This window comes from Granulicella aggregans (genome assembly GCF_025685565.1).
GTDB lineage: Bacteria > Acidobacteriota > Terriglobia > Terriglobales > Acidobacteriaceae > Edaphobacter > Edaphobacter aggregans_B.
Genome location: NZ_JAGSYE010000002.1, coordinates 1324371 through 1345788 on the forward strand (window position 1 = coordinate 1324371; position 21418 = coordinate 1345788).

At 61.2% G+C, this 21418-nt stretch carries 20 protein-coding genes; 12 read left to right on the forward strand and 8 right to left on the reverse strand.

Annotation, left to right across the window (positions count from 1 at the left end):
• Positions 1–51 precede the first annotated feature (51 nt).
• The 3 genes from OHL18_RS14975 to OHL18_RS14985 are packed head-to-tail and all read left to right on the forward strand — an operon-like array spanning position 52 to position 3374.
• A complete protein-coding gene (locus tag OHL18_RS14975) occupies positions 52–753 on the forward strand; it encodes a cupredoxin domain-containing protein (protein ID WP_263375650.1) in 702 nt (233 codons plus the stop codon).
• Entirely contained in the window at positions 750–2543 is a 1794-nt protein-coding gene (locus OHL18_RS14980) for a cytochrome c oxidase subunit I (protein ID WP_263375651.1), read from the forward strand. Before OHL18_RS14975 ends, OHL18_RS14980 begins: the two co-directional genes overlap by 4 nt.
• Before the next feature lie 36 nt (positions 2544–2579).
• Positions 2580–3374: a cytochrome c oxidase subunit 3 gene (locus OHL18_RS14985; RefSeq protein ID WP_263375652.1), complete on the forward strand. Its 795-nt coding sequence runs from the start codon at positions 2580–2582 to the stop codon at positions 3372–3374.
• Between the two features lie 204 nt (positions 3375–3578).
• On the opposite strand, the gene cynS is transcribed toward OHL18_RS14985, so the two are convergent.
• From cynS to OHL18_RS15000, 3 genes are all read right to left on the reverse strand, one after another.
• Positions 3579–4025 carry a cyanase gene (cynS, locus tag OHL18_RS14990; protein WP_263375653.1) on the reverse strand — a complete coding sequence of 149 codons (447 nt, stop codon included), beginning with the start codon at positions 4023–4025 and terminating at the stop codon, positions 3579–3581.
• A gap of 54 nt (positions 4026–4079) precedes the next feature.
• Positions 4080–4670, reverse strand: coding sequence for an NADPH-dependent FMN reductase (locus OHL18_RS14995; RefSeq protein ID WP_263375654.1), 591 nt, complete (start codon positions 4668–4670; stop codon positions 4080–4082).
• A gap of 97 nt (positions 4671–4767) precedes the next feature.
• Positions 4768–6753, reverse strand: a complete 1986-nt coding sequence (locus tag OHL18_RS15000) for a CCA tRNA nucleotidyltransferase (RefSeq protein ID WP_263375655.1) — start codon at positions 6751–6753, stop codon at positions 4768–4770.
• A gap of 287 nt (positions 6754–7040) precedes the next feature.
• Here OHL18_RS15000 and OHL18_RS15005 point away from each other — a divergent pair, with 287 nt between their 5' ends.
• The 6 genes from OHL18_RS15005 to OHL18_RS15030 all read left to right on the forward strand — a co-directional run bounded on the left by OHL18_RS15005 (position 7041) and on the right by OHL18_RS15030 (position 12275).
• The gene (locus tag OHL18_RS15005; RefSeq protein ID WP_263375656.1) at positions 7041–7616 is read left to right on the forward strand and encodes a DUF6982 domain-containing protein; all 576 of its coding nucleotides are present in this window, start codon (positions 7041–7043) and stop codon (positions 7614–7616) included.
• Positions 7617–7709: 93 nt separating this feature from the next.
• Positions 7710–8720 carry a UDP-3-O-(3-hydroxymyristoyl)glucosamine N-acyltransferase gene (gene lpxD, locus OHL18_RS15010; protein WP_263375768.1) on the forward strand — a complete coding sequence of 337 codons (1011 nt, stop codon included), beginning with the start codon at positions 7710–7712 and terminating at the stop codon, positions 8718–8720.
• A 123-nt stretch (positions 8721–8843) separates the two neighbouring features.
• Positions 8844–9614: a response regulator gene (locus tag OHL18_RS15015; protein WP_317890501.1), complete on the forward strand. Its 771-nt coding sequence runs from the start codon at positions 8844–8846 to the stop codon at positions 9612–9614.
• A gap of 21 nt (positions 9615–9635) precedes the next feature.
• Positions 9636–10052, forward strand: coding sequence for a hypothetical protein (locus tag OHL18_RS15020; protein WP_263375658.1), 417 nt, complete (start codon positions 9636–9638; stop codon positions 10050–10052).
• An 85-nt stretch (positions 10053–10137) separates the two neighbouring features.
• Positions 10138–10821, forward strand: a complete 684-nt coding sequence (gene tmk, locus OHL18_RS15025) for a dTMP kinase (protein ID WP_263375659.1) — start codon at positions 10138–10140, stop codon at positions 10819–10821.
• Positions 10818–12275: a cytochrome P450 gene (locus tag OHL18_RS15030; RefSeq protein ID WP_263375660.1), complete on the forward strand. Its 1458-nt coding sequence runs from the start codon at positions 10818–10820 to the stop codon at positions 12273–12275. Before tmk ends, OHL18_RS15030 begins: the two co-directional genes overlap by 4 nt.
• Before the next feature lie 103 nt (positions 12276–12378).
• On the opposite strand, the gene OHL18_RS15035 is transcribed toward OHL18_RS15030, so the two are convergent.
• From OHL18_RS15035 to OHL18_RS15055, 5 genes are all read right to left on the reverse strand, one after another.
• Complete coding sequence (locus tag OHL18_RS15035) at positions 12379–14040, reverse strand: trypsin-like peptidase domain-containing protein (protein ID WP_263375661.1); 1662 nt, start codon at positions 14038–14040, stop codon at positions 12379–12381.
• 200 nt (positions 14041–14240) lie between these two features.
• A complete protein-coding gene (locus OHL18_RS15040; RefSeq protein WP_263375662.1) occupies positions 14241–15383 on the reverse strand; it encodes a DNA polymerase III subunit in 1143 nt (380 codons plus the stop codon).
• Between the two features lie 51 nt (positions 15384–15434).
• Positions 15435–15704: a hypothetical protein gene (locus tag OHL18_RS15045; protein ID WP_263375663.1), complete on the reverse strand. Its 270-nt coding sequence runs from the start codon at positions 15702–15704 to the stop codon at positions 15435–15437.
• 101 nt (positions 15705–15805) lie between these two features.
• Positions 15806–16285 carry a RidA family protein gene (locus OHL18_RS15050; RefSeq protein ID WP_263375664.1) on the reverse strand — a complete coding sequence of 160 codons (480 nt, stop codon included), beginning with the start codon at positions 16283–16285 and terminating at the stop codon, positions 15806–15808.
• A gap of 209 nt (positions 16286–16494) precedes the next feature.
• Positions 16495–17328, reverse strand: a complete 834-nt coding sequence (locus OHL18_RS15055; RefSeq protein WP_263375665.1) for an amidohydrolase family protein — start codon at positions 17326–17328, stop codon at positions 16495–16497.
• A gap of 347 nt (positions 17329–17675) precedes the next feature.
• On the opposite strand from OHL18_RS15055, the gene OHL18_RS15060 reads away from it, so the two are divergent.
• From OHL18_RS15060 to OHL18_RS15070, 3 genes are read left to right on the forward strand one after another with little or no spacing between them, the layout of a single operon-like run.
• Complete coding sequence (locus tag OHL18_RS15060; RefSeq protein WP_263375666.1) at positions 17676–18833, forward strand: serine protease; 1158 nt, start codon at positions 17676–17678, stop codon at positions 18831–18833.
• Positions 18834–18864: 31 nt separating this feature from the next.
• Positions 18865–20004 carry a VWA domain-containing protein gene (locus OHL18_RS15065; protein WP_263375667.1) on the forward strand — a complete coding sequence of 380 codons (1140 nt, stop codon included), beginning with the start codon at positions 18865–18867 and terminating at the stop codon, positions 20002–20004.
• 24 nt (positions 20005–20028) lie between these two features.
• The gene (locus OHL18_RS15070; protein WP_263375668.1) at positions 20029–21291 is read left to right on the forward strand and encodes an alginate lyase family protein; all 1263 of its coding nucleotides are present in this window, start codon (positions 20029–20031) and stop codon (positions 21289–21291) included.
• The last annotated feature ends 127 nt before the right edge of the window (positions 21292–21418 follow it).

Genomic DNA, 21418 nt, shown 5'->3' on the forward strand with positions numbered 1-21418 from the left:
ATCTACGGACTCGTTGGATCGCCCCAACTGTCGCCAGGATGGTTTCTGCCCATGGATGGATCCGCACATGGCCCGGCGCTCGACCGGCACCTGCTGCTGAATCTTTGGATAGCCGGCGGGCTGCTGGCGCTGGTTCACCTGGTGCTGCTGGTGGGATTGCTCGCTCGACGAAGAGGATCTGGTGCCCGTCAGGCGAGGACGGCGGAACTTCTGCCGCTCGGGTTCCTGGTTCTGCTGTTTGCGGGGCTGACGATCCAGGCAGAGATTCTATGGGCGGAGATTCGCTACACGGGGGCTGATCCAGCAGCTTTACAGGTCGAGGCGACCGGCATGCAGTTCGCCTGGTACTTCCGGTATCCCGGCGAAGATGCCCGGTTTGGACGAACGGAGCCGAAGCTGGTCGCGCCGGGGGAAGGAAATCCGGTGGGGATCGACCCCGCCGATGAGTCAGGGCGGGACGACTTTGTCGCAGCAGAGCTGGTGCTTCCGGCGGGCAGGCCAGTGGATCTGAGACTGCATGCGGTGGATGTGATCCACGGCTTCGCGGTTCCGGAGATGCGGCTGAAGCAGAACGCCGTGCCCGGGCAAACGGTTCATCTGCACTTTACGCCGACGACGCTGGGGACTTATGCGATTCTCTGCACGCAGTTATGCGGCAGCGGGCACTACCGGATGCAGGCGAACCTGCGAGTCGTCTCGCCGGAAGAGTACGAAAAGTGGCTGGCTGCCAGACGAAGCGAGGCGGGGCGATGAGCGAGAATCGAACGCCAGACCCGGCGCTATCGCGGATGGCAGAGCGGCGCAGTTCCATTCTGTCGCGGTATGTGTTTTCAACCGACCACCGGACGATTGGACGGCAGTATCTGTTGCTGGCGCTTGCGGCGGTAACGGTGGGAACGCTGCTGTCGCTGCTGATGCGGTTGCACCTGACGTGGCCTGAACGAGTGCTTCCGTTTCATCGGCCGATACTTCCTGAGGACTACCTTGCGCTGGTGACGTTTCATGGAACGCTGATGGTGTTCTTCGTTCTGACGACGGCACCGCAAGGCGGCTTTGGGAACCTGATCTTGCCCAGCCAGATCGGGGCGCGGGGGATGGCATTTCCGCGGCTGAACTGCGCCTCCTTTTGGCTGACGGCAGTGGCGTTGATGGTGCTGCTGTCGGCGACACTTGCGCCCGGCGGCGGCCCGATCTCAGGATGGACGGCGTATCCTCCGCTGAGTGCGGTGGCGAACGCCGGGCCAGGTCAGGGGATGGGGATGGATCTGTGGCTGACGAGTCTGACGCTGTTCGCCGTGGCGACGACGATGGCGTCGGTGAATACGCTGACCACGGTGATCCGGATGCGCTGCGATGGGATGACGTGGAACCGTCTGCCGCTGACGGTATGGGGGTGGTTCACGGCGGCACTGCTCTCTTTGCTGGCTTTCTCTGTGCTGCTGGCGGCGCTGGTGCTGTTGTTCTGCGACCGCCACGCGGGAACGAGCTTCTTTGTGCCGACGGGCGACCTAGTGAGTGGAGTCCTGCGGGACGCGACGCATGGGCCGGGGAATGGGTCGCCGCTGCTCTGGCTGCATCTGTTCTGGTTCTTCGGGCACCCGGAGGTGTACATCGCGATCCTGCCAGGGATGGGACTGACGTCGATGGTGCTGGCGAACTTCGCGCGGCGCAGGATATTCAACTACCGCCTGATGATCACGACGACGCTTCTGATTGGCTTCCTCGGCATTCTAGTCTGGGGACACCACATGTTTGTGGCGGGCTTGAATCCGTTTGCGGGAACGGCGTTCTCGATCTCGACGATGGCGATCGCGGTGCCCTCCTCGGCGAAAGTGCTTAGCTGGCTGGCGACGGTGTGGAGATCGCGACCGGAGTACCGGACAGCGCTGCTCTTCGCATTGGGTTTCGTGTCGCTCTTCGTGACGGGAGGGCTGACAGGCCCGATCCTCGCGCAGCCGATCCTCGATCAATATCTGCACAACACCTTCTTCGTGGTGGCGCACTTTCATCTCATCATGGCGATGGCCGGGGTGTTCGGGCTTTTCTCGGCGACCTACTACTGGTTTCCGCAGATCACAGCGACGGCGACGCGACCGGGGCGGCTGATGTCCGAGCGCTTGGGACAGGTACACTTCTGGGCGACGATCCTCGGGGCCTACGCTACGTTTCTTCCGATGCACATTACCGGGCTCGAAGGCGAGCCGAGGCACTACGCGCAGTTGACCGGGATTCCCGGACAGGCGGGACATCTGCTGGCGAAGACGCTGCCGATGCAGTCACTCATCACCTGGGCGGCAGTGTTTCTGGCGGTAGCGCAGCTTCCCTTCCTCATGAATCTGGTTTGGAGCTTTAGAAGTGGCAAGCTAGCAGGGGAGAATCCGTGGGCCGCGACGACGATGGAGTGGAAGCCAGGGCTCTTCCTGGCGGACGAAACTTCATCAGAGGAAATAATCTCGGCGTACCGGGAACCGTGCGACTACCGCGACGGGAATAATGCAGCGACTTTTCATCCCCAGTGGGTATCTGAGTCTGTAGCGGAGTAATCTCTTCTCAACGCGCTTCCATCGGAGCTTCTGACCATGCCTGGAACCCTTACCCCGATCGAGACAGAACGACGGCCCGAGCGGCGGCCGCAGCGTCGCACGGACGAACCGGACCACGGGGACCATGGCAACGGGCGGCGGCCACCTCCCGATAAGCGGACCGGCGGGGGCGGCGACAATGACGGCTGGAACGAACGTCCGCAGGGCAGCCGAGGGCCGAGGGAGAAGCTGAAGCGATATCGGCTCGGCGTCTTCTTTGCGCTGGCTGGCGATCTGATGTTCTTCGTCGCGATCGTCAGCGCCTTCTTCGTCTCGCAGGCGAGCGGACGATTCGATGCGTATAACAACTTCATCAACCCGTGGCTGCCGACGGCGATTCCGCCCGTACTTTGGCTGAACACCGGCGTGCTGATCATCAGCTCCGTTACGGCGGAGATCGCCCGGCGGAAGATGTTTCACCAGTTCGACGTGATGGAAGAGTGGTTCGGGCTGGGCAAGCCGACCTCCCGGCGAGCGATGCCGTGGCTGGCGGCGACAGCTTTCCTTGGGCTGGTCTTCCTGGCGGGACAGTGGCTGGCGTGGCAGCAGTTGAACCTTCAGGGCGTCTTTATGCGCTCGAATGTGAGCAGCCACTTCTTCTTCCTGATTACAGGGGTTCACGGCATCCACCTGGTGCTGGGAGTGGGAGCGTTGGTGGGAGCGCTTCTTAGCCTCCGGTACTCGCAGCAGGTAGAGAACCGCCAGATCATCGTCGATTGCTCGGTCTGGTACTGGCACTCAATGGGGTTCTTCTGGATCTTCCTGTTCGTGTTGCTGGCGTTCTTCCAGTAGCGATGAGGCGGATTTTTTTACTAGGATTGCTGCTGGCTGGTTCGCTTTGCGCGCATGGGCAGGGATGTAGTCAGTGCCGGGATAACGCTGCAGCAACGCCGCCTCAGACTCAGGCGGCGTATCGTCACGCAATTCTCTTGCTGGTGGTGGCAGCCGGGGGCATCTTCGCCGGGACTGTGGTAATGCTGAGGCGCTCGCGGTGAGCTAGTAACGTTTGTAGGGAAGGAACTTTCCCGACATCGCAATCTTCACTCGATCCCCTCTTGGGTCTGGCTCGCGTTCGATCGACATGTTGAAGTCAATGGCGCTCATGATGCCGTCGCCAAACTCTTCTTGGATGAGCTCTTTCCAGGTTGTGCCGTAGACCTGAATGAGCTCGTAAAAGCGGTAGATCAAGGGGTCTGTGGGCGGAACCGAGGGTAGCGAGCCGCGATAGGGCGGGAAAGTGAGGAGTTTCGCTTCCTCTGCGGAAAGACCGAGAAGCTCAGCGGCCTTGGCTGCTTCATCAGCAGTCAGCGTCATCTGGCCGAGGAGCGCCGCAGTGTAGATGATCTCGGAACTATCGCCCAGAGCCGAGGCTATGGACTTCCAGGTCAGCCCGAGGGCGACCTTCTGGGCGATAATCCGCTCGGTAACTTGCTCTCGTGTCATGGACGTCCTCCTGTAGATCTGCTGCTAGAAGGGTCTCATGCCGGGAACGAAGTTTCAGTAAGGGACGCCTTTTTCCCGCTCCGCTTTCATGGCGCGCATATACCAGTCGAACTCGTCGAAGAACTTGCCGGATTTTTCGGCGAGATCTTGGGTGAGAGCAACTCCTTCCGCGCTTAGCGATTCGCCTATGGACGGGATGGGCTGCAGGGATGGAATGGTGGGCAGCCCCACTTCCGGCAGAAGAGCGCGAAGTTGCATCGCAGCGCGGACGCCACCGTAGCGACCGGCCGAGTAGCAGACGATCGCCGAAGGGCGGAAGGCGTACTCCTCCAGGAAGTAGTCGATGAGATTGGTGAGGGCAGGCGGAATGCTGTGATTGTACTCGCCGCTGACGATCACGTAGCCGTCGGCGCGAGCGTAGAGCTCAGCGATCTGGGCCAGCTTTACGCGGAGCGAAGCTGAGTCCCCTGAGGTTTCGCTCTTGATCTCCTTCCACATCTTGTCCAGGAGTGGGAGGTCGAGCGCGGCGGCATCGATGAGGACGGCCTCATGCCCGCGCGCCTTGAGTTGAGAGAGGACCCACTTTGCGGCACGAGCGCCCATGCGCTCTGTGCGAACCGATCCCTGTAAAACCGCAACGACCATTGAGAAGATCCCCCTTTGGTTGCTAGGATGCGGTTTTCTCACCGACCGAAAGCGTGACCGAGGCGCTTCACAATGCTGCCCTTCAAAGGATGAAAGATCAGCGGCGTTTCTTTGCCGCGGCGGATTTCTTTGCGGGAACGACTGTCTTCTTCGCGACTGGTTTCGCCGTCGTCTTTGCACCCTTCACCGGAGACTTAGCAGCAGGCTTTGGGATCGCTTTAGCCGATGGCTTGGCGGAAGCTTTTACAGGCGCCTTGGCTGCCGCCTTATTGACGGCCGCTTTGCCGACGGGCTTGGGAGCGGGCTTCGCAGCCTGCTTCTTTGCCGACGGCTTCGAGGCTTTCACGGGCGTCTTCGCTGGAGCTGCCTTTTTGGCAACGGGGGCTTTCGCCACTGTCTTCTTCGCAGCTCTGGCCACGGTCTTTGCGGGAACCGTCTTCTTTGCCGGGGCCGCCTTGACAGGCGCAATCTTCTTCGCGGCTGGGGCCGCCGCAGCGGAGGCGGCGATGGCCTTCACAGCTTTGGCGGGAACGGCCTTTGCGGGGGCAGGGGGAACGACCGCAGCCTTGGAAGGAGCGACCTTCGCCGGAGCATTCTTCTTCGGAGTTGGGGCAGCAGGTGTAGCAGACACCTCGGGCGTAGCAGATACCGGCGAAACGACCTCGGTCACAGCCTCTTCTGAGTTCGAAGCAGCTTCGTCGTTGGCATCTTCGTTCCCTTCGACGGCCTGCTTCTTGGCCCTCCCCTTCGGGGATTTGGCGTCTTTTTTCGGCGCGCGCGGTCGGCGAAGATGGACTGGCGGCGGCGGGGCGGGAGGCGAGAACGGTTCCAGAAACGCCTTGAGGTCTTCGGGATCGGTCAACTTCCCGTCCATGAGCTCGAAGACGAGCGACTCGACGAAGGCATCGTAGCCCGGAAGTTCGGGAACGATGCGCATCTCCTGCATGAGCGCGTACGGAACCTTCTGGCGAGCCTGCGGCCACTCGGTAAAGAAGCTCTTGAACTTCGCCTGGATGGCGGCGCTCTTCGAGGAGAAGGCCACCTGGAGGACGGCTTCGGGCTTGGCGGAGTAGAGCAGCTTCCAGGCCTGCGAGGGCAGCGCTGCCGTCTTCGCGGTCAGCTGGGCAGAGAGATCTTTCGCCTCGGCATCGAGCGCCTCAATCTCGCGGACGAAGCCTACCCGAGGGAAGCTCGCCTTGAGGTCAGCAATCTCCGCAGCGGACATCTTGGCTGTGAGCAGAGGGAAGTTGGCAGCCGCGGGCGAGGGGTGGATACCCTGCATCTGGAGCTGGGTCTGGCTCTCGCGCAGACGTTCAAGCTCCGGCTCGTTCGCCTTGGCGGCGGTCCAGGCGGGCGCGATCTCCTTGAGCCAACCTTCGGATTCGAGCCGCTTCAGGACCCGGATCGGGTCTTCCTCGTGGACTACCTCTTCGGCCTCGTATCCTCGGCTGAAGGCGGAAGCGACGGAGATGTATCCCTCCTGCTTGCCGGTCTCATAGCGGGACTGGGTCTTCTCGTCCATGCCCCATCCGAGCCGGGCCATGAGGCGGGTGGCGCGAACCATGCGGATAGGGTCTTCGATGAAGCCGTAGTTGCTGACGAGGCGAAGTTCACGGTTTTCGATGTCGGCGACACCGTTCAACGGGTCCATGAGCAGCCCGAAAGAACCGGCATTGAGCGAGAGCGCCATGGCGTTGGCGGTAAAGTCGCGGCGACGGAGGTCGTCGAGGATGCCAGCGGGCTTCACCACCGGCTTTCCCGGCTTAGGGTAGGAGATGGTGAGAGTGCTGCCAAGCTCTACGCGGACACTTCCGGGGAAGCGGACAAAGAGCGCCTGACCGGCGTCCGACTCACCGGAGATGACGCCGCCGGCCTTCTCGATGTCTTTCCGGAGTTTGAGGGCGTTGCCCTGGACCACTACATCGAGGTCGCGGACGGGCGAACCGCTGGTCAGATCGCGAACCGCGCCTCCGACGAGAAAAATGGTGAGACTGCGTTCACGGGCGATCTCGCGCAGGACATTCAGAGCATGCTGCTGGTCTTTCGAGAGTCTGCTTTCAAGCAGGTAGATGTAGTCGGCCATATCTTCCGGGAACACTCCAGGGTGAGGAAACAGCATTGCGTTGCGAATCGCAGAGAAGCAACGGAGGTCTCCAGGCGATTCCCGGAACGGCTCTAACTCTCTACGAATCAATCTCTTAGCGAGGCTAAAGAGACGGACGCAAAACCCAACTTTACCATAATGACGGCTTATTGGCCACCATTATGCACCTTTTTTGTGGCGATCCACTCCCACGAAGGACTGAGTTGTGCGACAATCCGCCAGTTGCCTGCACGGCGAAGTGACAAGGCAAGGGCGGCGGGGAACTTATGTCGAGCGCGAAGAAGAAGACGATCCTGCGGCGAATGACGGGCGAGATCCTACCTGGATATCTTCCCTTGTCAGGATTTACGCACGGCACGGGCAGCGCCCGCGTGGTCGAGCTTCTCGACCTCTCCGGAAGGCTGATCGAGATCCCTCTAGGCGACGTAAGAATGATCAGCTACGTTCGCGACTTCAACCTTGCGGACACCACCAACCCGGAGCGGCTGACGAGGCGGGCATTCCTGGCGCGGCCTCGCAACGAGGGGGTGTGGGTCCGGATGACTTTCCGGGGGGCAGATAGGTTCCCGGAGCGCGCCGCGGAGACGCTTGAGGGACTGGCGGCAGCAGACCTTTCGCTGCTGGACTCGCTGATGGAGGACGGCGGTCTGCACGTCGCGCCGCCGGACATCCGGTCGAACACGCAGCGAATCTTCGTGCCGCGGGCGGCGATCGATAGCCTACAGATTCTGGCGGTGATCACGACACCGTCGCGGATGAAGCCGGTACCGGAGCGAACGCCGGAGGAGATCCAGAAGAGCCTGTTCGAGGCCCTAACGCCGCGCAATACCAGGCCGAACTGACCGGGCCGAAATGAGTACGGGAGGGCGTGCCGGGCGGCTACAATCGTCGTCATGCCTATCGATTCCCTGCTACCGGATGCGCCCGCAATCACGATCACCCTGTCGGCCCTAGCCGAACGGCTCGGTGCCCATTTGACGGGCGATCCAGAGGCGCTGGTCAAGGGTGTTGCAGGGATCGAAGAGGCGGGTCCGGGTGAGCTGACCTTCGTAGCGAATCCAAAATACGCCGCCCAAGCGCGCTACACGGCGGCGGCGGCGGTGCTGGTGGAGCCGGAGTTTCCCGAGATCCCCGCTCCGACGCTGCGGGTTGCGAATCCTTACCTGGCATTCGCGCGGGCGATCGAGATCTTTTACAGCGCGCCGGCGTATGTGCCGGGCATTCATCCCACGGCGGTGGTCGCTGAGACGGCTCGGATCGGAGCGAATGCGCATATTGGGGCGTACGCCGTGATCGGGGAACACGTCATTCTGGGGGATGACGCGGTCGTCCTCTCCCACGTGGTGCTGTATCCGCATGTGCGAACGGGTGATCGGTTCTTCGCGCATGCGCACGCGGTAGTGAGGGAACACTGCAGGCTGGGCGATGATGTGACGCTCCAGAATGGCGCGATCGTGGGCGCGGACGGCTTTGGATTTGCCCGGCAGCACGGGAAAGAGTTCGCAGGACGAGCGTGGTACAAGATCCGCCAATCGGGAGCGGCGGTACTGGAAGACTCTGTGGAAGTACAGGCGAACGCTTGTATCGACCGGGCTTCCATCGGCGAGACGCGGGTGGGCTCGGGCAGCAAGATCGACAACCTGGTGCAGGTGGGGCATGGGTCGACGGTGGGGAGAGATACGCTGTTGTGCGCACAGGTGGGGCTGGCGGGATCGACGGCTGTGGGGAACAATGTGATCCTGGCCGGGCAGGTTGGGGTTGCGGGGCACTGCACTGTGGGCGATGGAGCGATCGCCACGGCGCAGAGCGGAATACCGGGCGACGTGGCGCCGGGAATCACGGTGAGCGGATATCCGGCGATCGAGAACCGGCAGTGGCTGCGTTCGGTCGCGATCTTTAACCGGCTTCCAGAGATCGTCAGGCAACTGAAAGCGAAGAGTGAATAAACTGAAATCAACTGCAAATGTGCGCAAGGACACACTACGTGCTCTCAGTTCGCATCCAAGTTGATGATGAGTGACTCAATTTCGATCAGTTCCATTGAAGCAGGACGGAGTAACGGTCCATCAGTGAGGGTGCTGCTTCTGGACGACGAGCCCACCACGCTGTTCCTGCGAAGCCTTGCGCTGCGGCAACAGGGGTACGAGTGCGCGGCGGCGAGCACGGTGGAAGAGGCCATGGAGGCCATCGCCGAGATCGACATAGCCGTGCTGGACTACCACCTCGGCGAAGGAAAGTTCGGAACCGAAGTGGCGACGCGGCTCAAGGAGGCGCGTCCGGAGGTGCCAATCATCATCCTCTCGGCGACGCTGGAGTACCGGTTTGGCGGCGTTGAGGATATGCATCTGCTGAAGGGATACAGCTCCAATGAGGACCTGATCAATGCGCTGCGGTCGCTGGAGGCCAAGCGGCGGGGCACGCCGGTGGTGGTGGATGCTCGCGAATTCTTTTACTCGCGGATCGGCCTGGCAATTGGCTCGGATGTGCTGGTGCAGGTGCTGGGTGCGGACGGGCGATGGGTCTACGTGAATGAGGCCGCCGCGGATTACCTGGGACAGCCGCGAGAGTGGTTTCCGGGCCGCAGCCTCTTCGACGAAATGCCGACCATGATGCGCGACTGGCGGCAGATCATCAGTTCGGTTGCGATGCAGCGGGAGACGTATATCGATCGCAGCCGTCGCGGACTGCTTGCGATCGACCCGACGGGCCTTGAGTCGACGGGGGAGACTGGCACGCCCGCATGGAGTGTTCTGGCGTTTCCGATAAGCCTTCACGACGGGCGGAATGGAGTCGTCCTGACGGCCCGACTGCTAGGTGCCAGCTATGTTCTGCCGGAATAGCGCGGCTGGTAGGCTGAGTAGATGAGGAAGAAGATGTGCGACGTCGCAACTGCGGGCGCGGGGCAATGGAAGAGATCGGTGCGCGGACGGAGAGTTGCAGGCGTGGTTGCCGTGCTGGCAGCGGTTTTGATGATCTCGGGCTGCCACTCCGCTTATGTGAGTGCGACGATCAGCAATCACGGCCCAACACCAATCTCGGTGGTGCAGGTGGAGTATCCGAGCGCAAGCTTCGGAACGCAGACCATTGCGCCGGGGCAGGAGTTCAAGTACCGGTTCAAGGTGCTCGGCTCGGGGACGGTGAAGCTCGCTTACACGGACGCTGCGCAGGTAGAGCATAAGTTCACGGGGCCTCCGCTCAAAGAAGGCGATGAAGGAAGTCTCTCCGTCGTGGCGGGAGTGGGCGATCCGCGCTGGAGTCTTTCCTTGCGGTCGCGATGACCGTGCGTACACGGTATGCTTGATGCAATCGAAGTGGCTTCTTCCGCAGGTGTTCGCGCGCGGGTCGCTACGATAGACTTTGCTTATGCCGCATGGCTTTTTTATCACCTTCGAGGGTCTGGACGGCTCGGGCAAGACGACACAGCTTCGCCGACTGGCGGCCTCTTTGACGAGGCTGGGGCATAAGGTGGTCTCGCTGCGGCAGCCGGGTGGGACGGCGCTCGGTGACCGAATCCGCGGTGTGGTGCTTGATTCGCGAAGCGAGAGTTCGCTGGGAGCGATCGCGCCCGTAGCCGAGTTGACGCTGATGTTCGCTGACCGCGCGCAGGCTATCGCCGAGGTAGTTCTTCCCGCGCTTGAGGATGGAGCCATCGTGCTGTGCGACCGGTTTACGGACAGCTCCGAGGCCTACCAGGGCGGCGGACGCGAGCTTGGCAGTGCGCGGGTGCTGGCGCTTCATGCGGCGGTCTGCGACGGCCTGCAGCCAGACCTGACGATCCTGCTGCTGCCACCTCTGGAGCCGTCGCTGGAGCGGGCGCGGAACAGGAACCAGCGGCATGTGGCGAAGCTGGGCACCGATGAAAACCGCTTCGAGCGCGAGGGCGATCCGTTCTACCGCCGCATCTATGCGAAGTATCAGGAGATTGCGGCGAGGGATACGGGACGGGTGGTAACGATTGCGGATGAGGCTTCGATCAACGTGATCGAGGAGAAGATCTACGAGATCGTCAATGCGCGGATCTCGGTGGATTCGCAGGAGGCCAGATGACTCCGCCAGTGCTGCCTTTGAATGGGCCCACTGGATCGCTGAAGGTAGAGTCGGCGCCGCCGGAGTACCGGCTGCCGCCCGGTTTGAAGCGGTCGCTTCCCTTCTATGCATTCAAGCCGTGGGTGAAGCTTGGGCATCCGATTCTGCTGTTCGAGCACCTGCACAAGACTTACGGGAACATCGCCTGCTACAAGTTGTTTGGCACGCCCATCGTCTTCGTGAACGATCCCGACTATATTCGCGAGATCCTGGTGACGCAGGGCGCGGCGTTCGTAAAGGAGCGCACGGTTCGGCGGATGAAGGTGCTGCTGGGTGAGGGCCTGATCACGTCCGACGATCCCATTCATATTCGCCAGCGGCGCATCGCGGCACCGGCGTTTCATCGCCAGCGGATAGCGGCTTATGGCGACCAGATCGTCGCTTGTGCTGCGGCGCAGAACGAGCGCTGGGAGCAGCGTGCGCAGCCTGACGAGCCTATCGACATTGCAGCCGCGAGCATGGAACTTTCGCTCGAGATCGTGGCGCGGACGCTCTTCGATACCGAGGTGACCGAGGACATCCGCCGTATCAACGACGAGGTGAACACGATCATGGGGTTGTACAACTTCATCGTCGCGTTTCCGCGGATTGAGCTGTTTATGAAGCTGCCGATCCCAGGGATTATGAAGTTTCGGCAATCCAAAGCGCGGCTCGACGCGGTCGTCGACAGGCTGATTCGCGAGCACAAGGAAGCGACAGCGGCGGGCAAGCCTGACCCCGGCGACCTGCTCTCGATGCTGCTGCAATCGCGCGACGAGCAGGCCGATGCGCAGGGAAACTTTACCGGCATGTCTGACGAGCAGGTGCGCGACGAGGTGTTAACGATCTTCCTCGCTGGCTATGAGACGGTCGCGAACGGCCTTACCTGGACGTGGTATCTGCTGAGCCAGAACCCTGAAGTTGAGGCGAAGCTTCACGCGGAACTGGATGCGGTGTTGGGTGTAGGAGAAGAGAAGCGTCTCGCTACGCTGGCCGACTATCCGAACCTGAAGTACACCGAGCAGGTCTTTGCCGAGTCGATGCGGCTTTATCCGCCGGCATGGGCGATGGGGCGGATGTCGACGAAGCCGGTGCAGCTTGGCGAGTACCTGATACCGCCGGGAGCGCACTTTTTCTTCAGCCAGTACATGATGGGGCGGACGGAGGAGTATTTTCCTGATCCGCCGCGCTTCGATCCCGACCGCTTCAGTGCGGAGAACAAGGCACGACGTCCGAAGTACACATACTTCCCCTTTGGGGGAGGGTCGCGGCAGTGTATTGGGGAGTCGTTCGCGTGGATGGAGGGCGTGTTCTCGATTGCGACGCTGGCGCAAAGATGGCGTCTCAGCTATGGCGAGAGCGCACCCCCAGAGATTCAGGAAAAGATCACGCTTCGACCCAAAGACCCGCTGATGATGCGGTTGCACCCGCGTTAGATGGCCGGTAGAGCCGGGAGACACAGATCCATTGCGGGAATGGCAAACAAGAAAACGGCGCGGAGATTGTCTCCGCGCCGCTCTGTTTTTTATTGCGATGGGTTTACGGAAGCGTTCCGCCAACATATGAGTTGCCGCCGTTCTTCTGACCCGGGATCCGAATCACGAAGACCACGTCCTCGCCCGGCTTCAGCGCCGATACGATCGCCTTGTAGCTGGCTTCGTCCGTCACCGGCTTTTTGTTGATGGCGACGATCACCGCACCCTTTTCGAGATTGATGTCGTCGGCAAAGGAGTCAGGCCGGACGCCAGTTACGATCACGCCCTTCACTCCGCCGAGCTTGCTTGCAATCGCCGGGGGAATGGTCGAGACGGTGATACCGAGCTTGCCTTCGCCAGCATCGGACTCTGTCGGCGCCGAAGTATCGTCGCTATCCGGAGCTGTAGCTGCGAAGATCTTATTTCGATCCGCGATGCCCACCGATGCTGTCATCTTGTTACCGCCACGCAGGTAACCAAGCTGCACGTTCGAGCCAATCTTGCGGCTTGATATATCAGCCACCAGGTCGTCACCATCCTTAATGGGACGGCCATCGATGGAGACGATTACGTCGTCCGGCTTCAATCCTGCTTTTGCCGCCGGGGCATTCGGGTCGACTGCGGCGATCATCACACCGCCGTTGGTGAAGCCGTATACGCGGGTTACCGCCGAAGAAAGATTCGGCTGGAAGCTGATGCCGATCGATCCGCGCGTCACCTTGTGGTCGGGCCCGATCAGCATGTTGTAGACGCCGATGATGGTGTTCGAAGGCATCGCAAACCCTACGCCTTCGCTGCCCGCGGATTGGGTGTAGATGGCGGTGTTCATGCCGATTACCGAGCCGGTCATATCGACCAGAGGGCCGCCGGAGTTACCGGGATTGATCGCTGCATCGGTCTGGATGAAGCGCTGAAACTGGCTCTGCTGGCCGCCTTCGATGGTGCGGTTCTTTGCCGAGACGATGCCCGCCGTTACCGTCTTTGCCAGGGCAAAGGGGCTGCCTACAGCGAGGACCCAGTCGCCTACCTGCGCGCCGTCGGAGTTGCCGAGCTTGATTGTAGGCAGCGGCTCGGTGGTGTCGATCTTGATCACCGCGATATCGGTGTCCTTGTCGACGCCGATCAGCTTCGCGGGGCGGCCATTATCTCCGGGGCCGCCATCGGGATCGGTCGACAATTTCACGTAGATCTTGTCGGCCTTGTCGACTACGTGGTTGTTGGTGATGATGTATCCGCGCGAGTCCACGATGAAACCGGAGCCCAGTGCGCGACGCGATCCCTGATCGCTACCGTCGTCATCGCCGCCCTGTCCACCCTGGCCGCCGAAGAAATGGTTAAAAAAGTCCTGCATGTTGTCGTTCGGGTTTTGCGAATCGTCGCCACCACTACCGCCCGGAGGCACCACCAACGGACCGCGCTGCAGGCCACGCTTGCCCTTTTTAGGGGATACAGGCTTCGCCAGCTCTTCCGTGTTGATGTTCACGACTGCGGGGCCGACTGCCTTTGCGATCTTCGAAAAGCCGTTCGACAAGATCACCGGGTCGGGCACGGTCAGAGGTCGCGCGTCTGAGGAGTCCACTGCCTGTTCCTTGCCGCTGACGCCATGGGTAAGCACCGACCCCGCAAGGATGCCTACAGAGAGAGTTCCAAGCAAAACAAACGTAGTGGTAAGGCGATGGCCACGAAGGCGCTCGACCAGTCCGGGCTTTTGTGTCGGAGTTTCCATTGTTGAGTCTGACCTCATTTCGTACTGTTCAGGTGCGCGGAACACAGCGCGACGATACCAAAATCCAAGTATAGTCGCGAATTCGCGGGGAATAGGTCACTTCGCAATTAGACGCCTTCCGCGCCGTAGAAGTGACGGATACTTCGTCGCATATTCGTCGCGCGCAGAACTTCGAGCCGCAGTTCCGAGTGGCCAAATGTCTAGGTCTGAGCCAGCTGTGTCGCAAAGGCGTCGAGCGACAGGTTTCGCAGCAGGTTTCGGCGCATTCCGGACTGGACCTGGTCGAGGCCCCGGCTCGCCTGTTCGATCCAGCGAAAGGACAGCGTCGCCGCAAGCCGCTCCAACTCCGGCCGAAGGTCCGTGTTGCGCACCAGTTCCGGAGTTCCCGCGCTCAGCAACAGCAGATCTTCCAACAGCAAAGAGAGCGATCGCAACAGGGCAGTCGTCTTCTGCTGACCTTCAGCCCCGGCGCGATAGGTCTCGGTCATGCGGAAGAGGACGGTGTGGTCGGCATCTGCGCTGCCGGAGGCGCTCGCGGCGGCGTCGCGGATGAAGATCAAGGCGTCTGCACGGGCTGCGGTATACGCGGCGAGATCGAAGCCGAGCGCCTTGCCTGCTGCGCCCTGGGCGAGCCGCGCGACGAGGAGGCGCTGAGCCGGTTGAATCTCGGGGCGCCGGTCGGCCAGCAGCATCTCGATCTCTTCCACAGGCAGTGCTCCCAGCCGCACGGTCCCGCAGCGGGAGCGGATCGTCGGAAGCAGCTCTCCCGGATTTTCCGCGAGGATGATGATGTGGACCGTGTCCGGCGGCTCCTCAAGAACTTTCAGCAGTGAGTTTGCCGCCTCCTTCATGAAGTTTGCCGCCGTAAGGATGAAGATCTTTCGCGGAGCCTCGCTCGGCAGGTAGTGCGATCGCTGGATCAGCGTCCGCACCTGCCCCAGCTTGATGAGAAGCTGCGGAGGATCGGGGGGGATGATGAGCACGTCGGGATGCGGCTGAACTAGAACCCGTGTCTCTTTCTTGTCGGTCTCGCGCAGCTCTTCACGGGCAGCGACCGCTGCCTCCACCTGCTCTTCAAGACCTGCGGCCGATGCAATGCGGGTGCAGTTCGCGCAGACTCCGCAGAAGCTGGCCAGCGATTGGCCGTTCGACCAGAGATCGCGGGGCTGGCGATCGCACTCTACCGCCATGGCCAGCATCAGGGCCAGCGTGTACTTGCCCGCGCCGCTCGGTCCGGAGAGAATCAGCGAGTGAGGCAGCCGCCCCGCCGCGATGGCTGTACGCAGGTGTTCCACAGCAAGCGCGTTGCCGATAAAGTCGTTGAATGTAGAAGGCAAAGCCACTGCATCAAGGGTATCGCAATCGTCGACGGATCGTGCGGCAGGAGACGCTCGCTATTCGCCGGGGACGAACGCCTCGCGGCTGATCAGAATCTGCCAATCCATGTCCGAGCGTCGCCGCTTCGGCCCGTCCTCGAACGTAATCTCATTGGCGCGGCGTTCAGGAAATGCGAAGGCGCAGATGTGATCATGCTCCTCCACGCTGGCCGAACGGGCAGAGCCTTCAAACTCGTCACGGGAGATCGTCTTGAAGCAGGCAAGACACATGGTGTCGTCCGAGCCGTCCTGCTTCACTCTGTGGGGGAAACGCGCTTTATTTTTCATGGGACACCGCCGTTAGACACCGTAACCGGCCCCGAAAGTTGTCTCAATCCAACGTTGGTGTCATGGAGAAAGGCCCTCGACTGTAGAGAGGCTTATGGCGTTCAAATCTCGACCTCGCCCTCAATCTCTACCGGAATATTGAAGGGTAGTTCGGCCATACCTACAGCGCTGCGGCTATGGGCACCGATCTCCGGACCAAAGACCTCCAGGATGAGGTCAGAGAATCCGTTGATGACGCCCGGTTGCTGATTGAAGCCGGGGGCGGAGTTGACCATCCCGAAGACGCGCGTCCACCCCTTGATTCTGTCCAGGTCTCCGAGCGCACGGCTCAGACTGCCGAGAATTGCCAGGCCGGTTAGCCGAGCCGCAACGTATCCCTCTTCCGGCGTTAGCTCGCGGCCAACTTTGCCGACAGGCTGCGCGATTGCTCCATCGGCGGCTTGCGGTCCGTGGCCGGAGAAGAGAGCTCGAGTACCCACCACGTGGACGAAGTTGAAGGGAAGCTTAACGCCGCTGGGAATCCGGAGGGGTGGCGGCAGCGTAAGACCCAGTTCGCGAAGCCGGTCGTCGATTCGAGACATTTCGTTGTCCTTTAGGAGATGGTTGGAAGGGTTGGATAGAACGAAGCGTACCCCAGCGGCTAAAGCCGCATTGCATATAGGGCCATTACGGCACGGCTGAAGCCGTGCCCTTAAGCAAAACCGGCCCTTTCAATTGTTTTTTGTAATGAAATTGGAGCGTGGCAGGCCATTCTTACACGACATGCTTCACGCCGCCAGGTTGTATCGGTCTAGAGGCGATAGACACGCTGCGCGGTCTGACCGAGGATCGCTTCCTGATGCTGCACGTCGAAGTCTTTCATCCATCCTCGGAGTGTCTCCCACCAGCGCGTGTATCCGCTGGCGAGGAGGCATACGGGCCAGTCGGACCCGGCCATGAGTCGTTCGGGGCCAAAGGCCACTATTGCGGCGTCGAGGTAGGGCCGCAGGTCTGCTAAGGTCCATCTCTCCCAATCGGCTTCGGTGACCAGGCCGGAGAGTTTGCAGAAGACATTGGGGTGAGCGGCGAGGGCAAAGAGATTGCTGCGCCATGGCTCGATCTCCGCTGCGGCGATCTTCGGCTTGGCGAGGTGGTCGAGGACGAAGGCCTGCTTCGGATGCTGTGACACGAAGATAGCTGCCTGAGGCAGGTGGCGCTCGTGGATCAGGATGTCGTAGACGAGACCGGTGCCGAGCAGCGATGCGATGCCGACGTTGAAGTCGTCGCGCAGAATGAAGTTCTCATCGGGCTCGTCCTGAATGACGTGCCGTAGTCCCTTCAAGTTTGCGATATCGCCGAGATCGGAGAGCTGTAAAGGGAGGTCACCGTGAACGATGGGCAGCCAGCCGACGACGCCCCGGAGGGCGGGGTTCTGTGCGGCGAGATCAAGAAGCCAGCGGGTCTCTTCGATGGTCTGACGAGCCTGGACGGCGACCGAGCCGTGAACCTGCGCTGCGGCCATCTCGCGCGAGAGATCTTCGGGCAGGAAGTCGCGCTTCAGCACCTGCATTTGAGGGCCGATCCAGCCGTAGTCTTCAGTGGTGTAACGCCATAGATGGTGGTGAGAGTCGATGATCTCTACCATGTCGCGGATAGCCTCCTGCGTTCTTATAAAACGGTGGATGCAATTCTGCTTGCACAATCGCCCTACGGGTGTATTATTCGCTCAAGTTAGTTTCTGTCCCATTTTGGCACTCTGCTTGTCCTTGATCTCTCCTTATCCCAACACAATTGAAAAAGAGTTCTTCCTGTAATCCGGGCTTGCCGCAGATGAGCTTCATGCCAAGCGAAGGAGTTACACATGTCCTGCTTAAGACCGCCCCTGGCGGCCCTTTTCATTGCCTGCCTGTCAGTTGTCGAACCAGGTAAAAGTATTCGAGGTGCTGGAAGATGCGGCGCCTGACGGCAACGCCCCGGCGAAGGATTGCTACGATGGCGCTGCTACTCGCGTCGTTCCTGGAGATCTGCGGATGCAACCCGGTTCGAAGTTGCGAGCAACTCCGCGCGACACGACTCTCCGCGATCCCATGGGAGACGCTCCTCGAACAGTGTGCGCGATGTTTGTCCGCCCGGGAGTTGCTGATTCTGCGACAGGCTCAGGAGACGAGCGTTGTTTACGGCGTTGCGAACACGCTGCTCCATGACGCGACGGTCGAGGAGAGCCTTGGCGAAGTGCATGGGCCTTCGTTCGACGGCCCTCCTGCGGGGGATCTCGATGCCCGGGTGATCCATCGCGACGCGGGCGAGGACACCTCTGAGTCCATCACGGATGCGAAGCCCATCGCGTGGCCGATCTCCGAGTCCGTGCTCTTTCTCTATGCGTCAGCACCTGTTCCTGGCGAAACCGCACAGCGGATCGGAACTGGCTTTATTCTGAAGCTTCCCCAGGAGAGCACCGGCAATGCAAGGTTTCTGGTCACAGCGCGGCACGTGGTCGACCCCGAGTGGGCGAGGTGCGGGCGGCCGAACCCGCAGAGCATCACCGTCCGTTTGACTCGGAGGGCAGGCGGCATCAGCTATCGGACTCTGCTGCTGGAGCGAGACCAGGTCCGTCAGTTCCTGACCAGCCCCGACCCGGCGACCGATCTGGCTTTGATTCCACTGAGTCACAAAGAAGTGGCCGACCTGGATGACTTCAAGCTGGCCGACACAGCGATCGATACCCTTCCCACGGAGAGCGAGTTGAGCACGCTGCACGAAGCTCAGGAGATCGCCACCGTGGGCGTGGCGCCGCCAGAGTTCTTTAGGCTGATGGACTTTCCGATCTCGGAGTCCGGCATGATCACCTCCCTGGATGAGGGTGCGCACGTGCCGGTGAGATGCGCACTTGAGTCCCCTGCGAAGTCGATTCGGATCTGGCTCATCAATGCGAATGTAGAAGGCGGTTTGAGCGGGGCACCGGTCTATGCTGCATTCGCAAGAGGTCCGCATCACGTCTCGACTCCCTTGCTGGTAGGGATCCAGGCGGTCGTTTGGCACGACCGAGGCGAGGCGGGTATCACACCGGTGGCCGCGCTCATCGAGATCCTCAAAATGCGGCGTGCCGGGGTCCAATTGGCTGTGAGTGATCGAGAAGCACCGCCGGGATGAACCATGCCGGAGATCGCTATACTGGCTGCATATGGGGCAGTTCCAGCTGATTACCGTGGTGGCTTTGCTTTGTGGACAGATGGTTTGGGCCCAGGAGACTTCGGCAACCGACGCTGCGGCGCAGTCAGGCGCAGAGCCGCCACAAGCCGTGACGACAATCAATGTGCGGTCCACGCTGGTGGTGGTTCCGGCTTTGGTGAGGACGAAGTCAGGAGCGCTTGTCTATACGCTGAAGGCGAAGGACTTCACGCTGACCGACAACGGAGTAGAACAGAAGCTGACGCTCGAAGACGATGCCGGGGCGCAGCCGCTCGCACTGCTGGTGGTCGTCGAGACCGGTGGTGCCGGTGGGCGGCAGCTCGACAACTATCGAACGCTACCTACGATGCTCGACGGGCTGATTGGCGGGGTGCCGCACAAGGTCGGGGTGGTCGCGTTCGACAGCCATCCCGAGCTGGTGCAAAAGTTCACGCCGCACATGGACCGTGTCGAAGTTGCGTTGAATAATCTGGAAGCTGGAGATCCAAAGGCGGCCACCCTGGACGCGCTGGCGTTCGCAGTGAAGATCTTGAGTGTGCAGCCGCCGGAGTATCGGCGGGCGATTCTGCTGCTTAGCGAGACCGTGGATCATGGCAGCTCGACAACTCTTGCCGAGGCGCTGCGCGCGGTGAGCGATACGAATACCGTGATCTATAGCGCGGCGTTTTCGAGTACACGTTCGGACGCGAAGAATGAAGCGAAGAAGTTCAGCCAGCCGGATACTCCGGGACCGCCAGGCGGATGCATGGCGAAGGACCCCGAGGCTGACCCCGATATCCCGGAGAATGAAGTCGCGAAGGCGTTTGAGTGTCTGAACGTCCTGATCCCACCGATACGGGTTGCGAAGTTGGCCATCCTGGCGGGTATTCACGGCCTCAGCCGCAACACACCGGAGACGGTGGCCCATCTGACCGGCGGAGAGTACTACAAGTTCGACAACGTGAAGTCGCTGGAGAAGGACCTGGGGACGATCTCGAATCACCTTCCAAACCGGTATATGTTGAGCTTTCATCCGCAGTCGCCGGAGCCCGGGATTCACGCGCTGGAGCTGAGTCTGAAGGACTATCCGGATTTGAAGGTAACGGCGCGATCGAGTTACTGGCTTGAGCGGGAGAACGAGAGCAAGCCATAGAATCGGGCTTTGAGCGAGGGCCGCATGAGAGACGCATCCCGACGAAGGTTTTGCGCGGCCGGTCTTGCCACAGCCACGAGCTTCGCGCTGATGGACGGCCGGATGTATGGGCAGACGGGCTCATCGGGTGGCATCCGCCCCGACGTCGCGGCGATCGATCATGACCGCATTCTGGCCATGGCTGACGCTGCGATGGGGCAGCCGGTTCAGCCGATCACTTCGATCCCGGCAAAGCGTTCGCCTAGGACGGCAAATGATTACTACTCCGAACCGGAGGACTACTTCCCTGCCGACGGGGCCGATGCTGCATCTTCAGCGCTGTGGGCGCACCGAGCGAATACCGTCAACCCCGATGCGTTCGCCGCACATCGGGAACTAGTGTACAAACTGGGCCATGTTGTCGCGGCGCTGACTGCAGCCTTCGTGATCACTCGAGAGGGGCGGTATGCGTCGCGGGCGGCAGAGCATCTTCGAGCTTGGTTCGTTACCCCCGGCACGCGCATGACACCGAGCCTCCAGTTTGCACAACGGATCCCTGGCGCGGCATCGGGGAGGCCAGAGGGCGTCATCGAGACGGTGCCCCTGGCGGAGGTGGCACGGTCGGTGCGATTCCTCGCCGCCAGCGACGCTCTGACTACCGCGGACCTGACGGCGATCCGCAAATGGTTCGCGGAGTATGCGACATGGATGAACGAGTCCCGGACGGCGGGCCTGGCGCGCGACATGAAGGACCAGCATGGAAGTTCGTGGCTCTTCCAGAGTGCGGCTTACGCGGATGCGAATGTGCAGGGGCTGACCTCCGATGATGCCACCCTGGGCGCGCTGCGCCACCGCTTCCGCACGATGACTTTGAGGGCCGAGATCACCGGCATCGGGATCTTTCCTCATGTTGTCTCGTCGCCGAACCCGTTCCGCGACTGCCTCTTCAATCTTGACCTGCTATGCCTGGCTTGCGAGCTAATGACGACGCGCTTCGACAATCCATGGGAGTTTGAGCTGCAGGATGGTCCGGGACTTCGAGCGGCGGTCGCGTTCCACTATCCGGCGATCGCGAACCGAGCGGTGTGGCCTTACCCAGCGGATTTGGCACACTTCAAAGAACTGCCGGGGAAGCGGATCAGTCTTTTGCTGGCTGGGCGGGCGTATCGCCATCCGGAGTATGTCGACCTGTGGCGGACACTACAACCGCTGCCCGAGAGCGCCGCGCCAGAGCTGCTGAGCACCTTAGCCGTGACCCAGCCGTTGCTATGGTTCACTCAGCCGAAACCGCCAGCTGCTCCGGCCTAACTGAGGCATGGCCTTGGTTTGCGTACACTGGCACGGTGTAGTCAGCGAGGTTTCTCTGGGCCCCGATTCTGCATCCAACCCGAATGGAGAGAAAGGCCGCGAACGGTAGCGACAGGTGACTGAGATA